At 63.5% G+C, this 6,249-nt stretch carries 6 protein-coding genes; 3 read left to right on the top strand and 3 right to left on the bottom strand.

Annotated elements, in window-relative coordinates; all coding sequences use genetic code 11:
* From EN745_RS27300 to EN745_RS27290, 3 genes are all read left to right on the top strand, one after another.
* Positions 1-774: FAD-dependent oxidoreductase (locus tag EN745_RS27300; protein WP_189363174.1), on the top strand; the 774-nt coding region annotated here is incomplete at its 5' end.
* 18 nt (positions 775-792) lie between these two features.
* The gene (locus EN745_RS27295) at positions 793-2,139 is read left to right on the top strand and encodes an NAD(P)/FAD-dependent oxidoreductase (protein WP_127422691.1); all 1,347 of its coding nucleotides are present in this window, start codon (positions 793-795) and stop codon (positions 2,137-2,139) included.
* A 140-nt stretch (positions 2,140-2,279) separates the two neighbouring features.
* Complete coding sequence (locus EN745_RS27290) at positions 2,280-2,984, top strand: peroxiredoxin-like family protein (RefSeq protein WP_127406426.1); 705 nt, start codon at positions 2,280-2,282, stop codon at positions 2,982-2,984.
* Here the strand turns inward: EN745_RS27290 and EN745_RS27285 are convergent.
* From EN745_RS27285 to EN745_RS27275, 3 genes are all read right to left on the bottom strand, one after another.
* On the bottom strand, positions 2,968-3,873 hold the full coding sequence (locus tag EN745_RS27285; protein ID WP_127406427.1) for a LysR family transcriptional regulator: 906 nt from the start codon (positions 3,871-3,873) through the stop codon (positions 2,968-2,970). The genes EN745_RS27290 and EN745_RS27285 overlap by 17 nt on opposite strands.
* A 386-nt stretch (positions 3,874-4,259) precedes the next feature.
* On the bottom strand, positions 4,260-5,072 hold the full coding sequence (locus tag EN745_RS27280) for an NAD(P)-dependent oxidoreductase (RefSeq protein ID WP_126056524.1): 813 nt from the start codon (positions 5,070-5,072) through the stop codon (positions 4,260-4,262).
* Positions 5,073-5,075: 3 nt separating this feature from the next.
* Entirely contained in the window at positions 5,076-6,248 is a 1,173-nt protein-coding gene (locus tag EN745_RS27275; RefSeq protein WP_245487849.1) for a pyridoxal phosphate-dependent aminotransferase, read from the bottom strand.
* Between the last annotated feature and the right edge of the window lies 1 nt (position 6,249).

Here is a 6,249-nt window from a genome sequence, read left to right as displayed (position 1 = left end):
ATCGTCGGCGCCGGAGCGACCGGCGTCGAACTGGCCGCGGAACTGCACAAATCGATGCGGGAAATCGCTTCGCACAACCTCGACAACATCGACTTCGAGAAGTTGATTCGCATCACCATCGTCGAGGCCGGGCCGCGCATCCTGCCGGCGCTTCAGGAGCACATGGCGCGGGCTTCGGCACGCCTGCTCATCAAGATGGGCGTCCAGATACGCTGCGGCATCAAGGTCACCGAAGTGACCGAGGAGGGCATCAGGCTGGGCGAAAAGCTGTTTGTGCCAGCAGAGCTCGTGGTCTGGGCGGCCGGGATCAAGGCGCCGGATTTCCTGAAGACTCTCGATGGCCTCGAGACAGACCGCATCAACCGCCTGATGGTGGACGAGACCTTGCGTGCTGTAGGAGACGAGAATGTGTTCGCGATCGGCGACTGCGCGAACTGCGTCCTGCCGGGCGAAGACAATGCCTTGCCGCCTCGCGCCCAGACGGCTCATCAACAGGCCGACCACCTGGTGAAGGTGGTTGCCGCGCGCCTCGCGGGACAGGCCACGCCGGCCTTCCGCTACCGCGACTACGGCTCCCTTGTCTCGCTTGCCGACTACGGTGCGTTCGGCAGCCTGATCGGCGGGCTGAAGATCGAGGGCCTGCTTGCGAGGCTCGTTTATCGCTCGCTGCACAAGATGCATCTCAAGGCGGTGCACGGCCTCGCAAAGACCGCGTTGGACTCGATCGGCGAGATGGTGGTCAGGCGCACCAGACCCCGGATCAAGCTCCACTAGGCAGGGCGGAGTCGCTAGATGGAAAAGTATGACGTGGTTGTCCTTGGCGGCGGCAATGCAGGAATGGGCGTCACGGTCGCGACCCGCGCCGCAGGGCTTTCCGTCGCCATGATCGAGGCCCGCGACCTTGGCGGCACCTGCCCCAATCGCGGCTGCACGCCGAAGAAAGTGCTGGTTGCGGCGGCCCATGCGCTTGATGAAATCGAACGGGCCGATCGGCATGCGATCAGCATCGATTCCCCGAGGCTCGACTGGAGCGCGCTGATCGAGCGGGAAAAGGAAATGATCAGGGACATTCCGTCCCGGCTGTCCGGACTGATGGCCAAGCGAGGCGTCAATGTCATCCACGGCGAGGCCGCCTTTATCGGCAGCAACGCCATCCGCGTCGACGGGCGGGAACTCGAGGCCAGGAACATCGTCATTGCCACCGGCTCGAAGCCACGCTCGCTGCCGATCCAGGGCGCCGAGCATCTGACGACTTCCGACGATGTTTTGAACGATCCAGTGCTGCCCCGCGCCGCGGTGTTCATTGGCGGCGGCGTCATCGCCTTCGAACTTGGCCACGTCTATGCGCGCGCCGGCGTTGAGGTCACGATTCTCGAAGCGCTGCCGCATTTGCTCGGAGGTTTCGATGTCGAAGCCGTCGAACAGATCCGGGATGTGAGCGAGCGTATCGGCATAAGCATACGCACCCTGGCCTGGGTCAAGAGGATCGACGAGGCTGACGGACGGCTGCGCGTCACTTTCGTGGCGGACGGTGCCGAGTGCGCGGTGGAAGCGGACAGGGTTGTCAATTGCGCCGGGCGCGTGGCCAATGTCGAGGGCCTCGATCTTGGCGCCGCCGTTATCGTGCATCGCGAGGGCAGGATCGAAATCGACGGCCATCTGCGCTCGCGCTCCAATCCCGATGTCTACGTCTGCGGCGACGCGGTGTGGAACTCTCCGCAGCTTTCGCCGGTAGCGACCTACGAGGGCGGCATCGTTGGCCGCAACATTGTCGACGGACCGAAACATCGGCCCGACTACGATCATATCCCGGCGTGTCTCTACAGCATTCCGGCCGTGGCAAGTGTCGGACTGACCGAAGCCAAGGCGAGGGAACGGGGACTCGGCGTCAGGATCCACCTCAACGATATGCAGGGCTGGCTCACGGCGAGGACCTATGCCGAGACGGTGGCGTGGTCGAAGATCATTGTCGAGGAAACGACGGGCAGGATCGTCGGCGCCCACATGGTTGGCCATGCCGGCGAAGAACTGATCCATATCTTTGCACTCGCGATGAAACACGCCATCACGGCATCGCAGCTTGCCGATATGGTCTACGGTTTCCCGACCTTCTCCGCCGATATCAGGAACATGTTGTAACGAACTGAGGTCAGGCGGCGAACAGAATACGAACCTCGCCCGCTTTGATGCGCGCAAGGCATCAAAACCATGCAAGAAAAACATGGCCGCGGCGGAGGGGCTTCGATGATAGGCTGCGTCAGATCGATGAAAGCGCAGAAATGGCCGCCGCCGACCAGCCCATGACATTTGAACAGGCCGTCCATGCAGCCGTCGAACTTGATGCGCCTCTCAACGAGCGGCTGGCGGTGATTGCCGCGGCAGTCCGACGGATCGACGCGAATTTCGCCGATGCGGTAGACCGCCTTGTGGATCGCCTGGAGAAACAGGGAGCCGGAGCCGCGGCGCCAACTCCCGGCGATGCCATGCCGCCGTTCCTGCTGCCGGACGATGAGGGCAGGCTGGTTGGCCTGGCCGACATCCTGCTCCAGGGTCCCGCCGTGGTCACCTTTCAGCGCGGGCATTGGTGCCCCTACTGCCGGCTGAACGCGATCGGCATCGTCGAAGCCCAGCAGGAGATCGCGGCTTTGGGCGGCCAGGTCGTGGTGATCATGCCTGAGCGACGCAAATTCGCCAGGGCGATGAAGGCTGCCGTTGGCGCAGGCTTCCCCTTCCTGACCGATATGGACAATGGCTACGCTCTGTCCCTCAACCTGGCGATTTGGATCGGGGCAGAGATGGAGCGCTTGATGGGCGTTGCCTACGATCTTCCAAACTACCAGGGCAACGCCAGTTGGTTCCTGCCAATCCCCGCGACTTTCATCGTCGGAACGGACGGGATCATCACCGATCGCTTTGTCGATCCTGATTACCGCCGACGAATGGACATCGACGACCTGATCGCGGCGCTCAGGCGGGCTCGCTGACGCCGAAGGGCGACCAGTCCGTCGACCTCAACAGGTTGAGCAGGGTCGCGGCCACGGGAGATCTGTGCCGCCCGGCAACCGCGTAGACGGAGACGATCCGCGAGACATCGAGATCGCGAAGCTTGAGCCGGCGCGTGTTCGGCGACCGGGGTGCCGTCAGGCAGACGAATCCTACGCCGGCGTTGGCCTCGAGCAGCGCGAGCAGATCCTGGTCGGTCTCGACTTCGTGCGCGGTTCGAGGCGTGAGGCCTTTGGCAGACAGGCCACGCGATAGCTCCTCGCTCGTCTCCCAATCGATCCGGCTGAGCACCGGTTCCGCGGCAAGCTGGTTCAACGCGACATCGGCCTCGTTGCGCCGCGCGAGCGGGTGATCGGAATTCACAGCAAGTTCGATTCCCTCCTGGAAGAGCGGCCACATGTCGAGGCGATCCCAGGCTTGCCCCAGCGGGCCGGCAACGGCCAGTTCGACGTCACCATTCTTGAGCGCGTCCACGACGGCGGCCGGCGAGCCGCGGTTGATCTTGAGGTGGACGCCTGGATAGGCCCGGAAAAGCTCCGTGAAAGGCGAAACCAGCAGCGCAATATTGATGCTGTTCGAAATCGTCACGTTGAGCGGCGCGACGTCGCTGCTTTGCACGGCCTTGGCAAGCGATTTGGCGGACGTCGCCGCATCATAACACTGCTGCAGAAGCGGCAGCATACGCCGCCCGAGTTCCGTCAGGTGCGAATGCTGGCGCTCGCGCCGAAGCAGTTCTCCACCCAATTCCTCTTCGAGCGTCTTGATCGCACGCGTGAGCGCCGGCTGCGTGACGTTGCACTCCTCGGCCGCTCTGGTGAAATTCAACGTATTCGACAGGGCCAAAAAATAGCGGACCTGCTGCATCTCCATGAACTTTCGCCCCCTCAGCGAAATCCGATTTTTCAGCCACAGCTAATTTGCGGCCATGCTATCGCAACAGGAGGCCAAGGCAAAGGCGCGCGCCGTTTCGAAGGAACTCGATCGTCCGTGATTGAACGCCAAGGTCTTTTCACTGAACGTCACAATGTTACGCAGCGCCAGCCCATCCCTTTGAAATCGCTGAAACCTTGGGCAGGCAAGGCTTTCCGTCCGTTCCGGCGCTGCAAACCCCGCAGCAAACGGACAGGCGCCAATGCCCCGGCGTGTGCAAAATTGCCTTGGTGAGACGGCTTCGCGCGGCTTGCCGTCCCGAAAAGCCTTCAGTCTTTCCGGACGGCAAGATTGCACTGATGGGGGCGTTCCTGCCCGACCGATCGCTATTCGGCCTTGTCGTCCGGATGGCCGAGTTCGCAGAACCATCCGCCGAGATATTTCACCGACGGCCTTTTTGGATCGGGAATGGCCGTTTTCGCCTCGACGGCGGCGCGGAAAGGTTCGGCGCTGTCCTGCGGGATGAAGCCCAGATGGTTGGCGCCGCTGTTGTCGACCGTCTTCACCTTGTTGTCGGAAATGCCGAAGGAGATCGTGTGGCCGACGCGCGGCGCCGTCAGCGAGGCCTCGACCAGCCGCACGCAGTCGGCGAAGGAGAGGTAGGACCAAAGCATGCGCCGGTCCGCCGGCTCGGGGAAGGACGAGAAGATGCGAAGGCACACCGTCTCGATGCCGAACTTGTCCCAGTAGAGCCGGCTGAGGCTCTCGACGAAATTCTTCGACACGCCATACAGGCTGTCCGGCCGCACCGGTGCGTCGACGCCGATATGCGCCTCGACCTCGTGATAGCCGATGGCATGTACCGAGGAGGCATAGATGACGCGCTTCACCCCGTGTTTCCGGGCGCCTTCATAGATGTGGTAGGAGCCGCGGATGCTGGAATCGAGGATGGTCTGCCACTCGCATTCGAGCGGCGCGCCGCCGAAGTGGACGATCGCATCGCAATCCTTGGTCGCCGCGATCGTCGCCTCCATGTCGGCGAGGTCGAAGACCGCTTCTTCCTCGTGAGCGGCAAGATCGCCAAACGGATGGCGCCCCGCCAGGCGGATGGTTTTTGCCAGCGGCACCAGCCCCTTGCGCAGCTCCGAGCCGAGGCGGCCGGCGGCGCCGGTGATCAGGATACGTTCGTAGTGCGGCATCATTTACTCCACTTGCGCGACGGCGGTGTTGATCCGCGAGATCGCCTCGGTGAGCACCTCTGCGCTGGTCGCGGTCGAGATGCGGAAATAGGGTGACAGTCCATACGCCACGCCAGGCACGGACGCCACGCGGCCTTCGTTGAGAAGATAGTCTGCCACGGCCGCGTCGTCCTCGAGCACGACGCCCTTCGGGGTCTTGCGGCCGATCAGGCTGGCGCAACCGATATAGGCATAGAAAGCGCCGTCCGGCGGCGAAAGCGTCAGCCCGTTGATCTTGCGGATGCCGTCCACAACCAGGTTGCGACGCGCCTCGAAGGCTTGCCTGAAGCGCCCCACTTCGTCCTGCGGGCCGTTGAGCGCGGCGACTGTCGCCGCCTGCGCGATCGAGCAGACGGAAGTGCAGGACTGGCTCTGGATCGTCGACATCGCCTTGACCAGCGGCCCCGGTCCGGCCGCGTAGCCGACACGCCAGCCGGTCATCGCATAGGACTTCGATACGCCGTTGACGATCAGCGTGCGGTCCTTGAGCTCGGGACAGGCCTTGCCGAAGGACACGAATTCGCGCCCGTCGAAAAGGATGTGCTCGTAAATCTCGTCGGACAGCACGAGCACCTGCGGGTGCCTTGCCAGCACCGCCCCCAGCGCCTTGAGATCGGTTTCCGAATAGACGGCGCCGGACGGGTTGCCGGGCATGTTGAGGAACAACCACTTCGTCCTTGGCGTGATCGCCTCTTCCAGCAGCGCCGGCGTCAGCCGGAAGCCGGTGGTCTCCGGGCATTCGACGACGACAGGCGTGCCGCCAAGCAGCTTGACCATTTCCGGATAGGAGACGAAATAGGGCGCCGGCAGGATCGCCTCGTCGCCGCTCTCCAGCGTCGCCAGCAGCGCGTTGAAGATGATCTGCTTGGCGCCATTGGCGACGACAATGTCGTCGGCCGTGTAGTCGAGACCATTTTCACGTCGGAACTTGCCGGCAATGGCTTCGCGCACCTCGGCTGTGCCGGCGGCACCGGTGTAGAGCGTCTGGCCGGCCTTCGCCGCGAAATGGGCGGCGTCGATGATGTGCGTGGGCGTCGGGAAATCCGGCTCGCCGAGCCCGAGGTCGATCACGTCGACGCCCTTGGCGCGCAGCGCCTTGGCCGCCTGCGAGGCTGCCATCGAAGCCGAGGGCTTCACC

This window comes from Mesorhizobium sp. M4A.F.Ca.ET.022.05.2.1, from assembly GCF_003998845.1.
Lineage (GTDB): Bacteria > Pseudomonadota > Alphaproteobacteria > Rhizobiales > Rhizobiaceae > Mesorhizobium.
The sequence above is the reverse complement of the archived record's forward strand: the minus strand, read 5'-3'. Positions and strand labels throughout refer to the sequence as shown.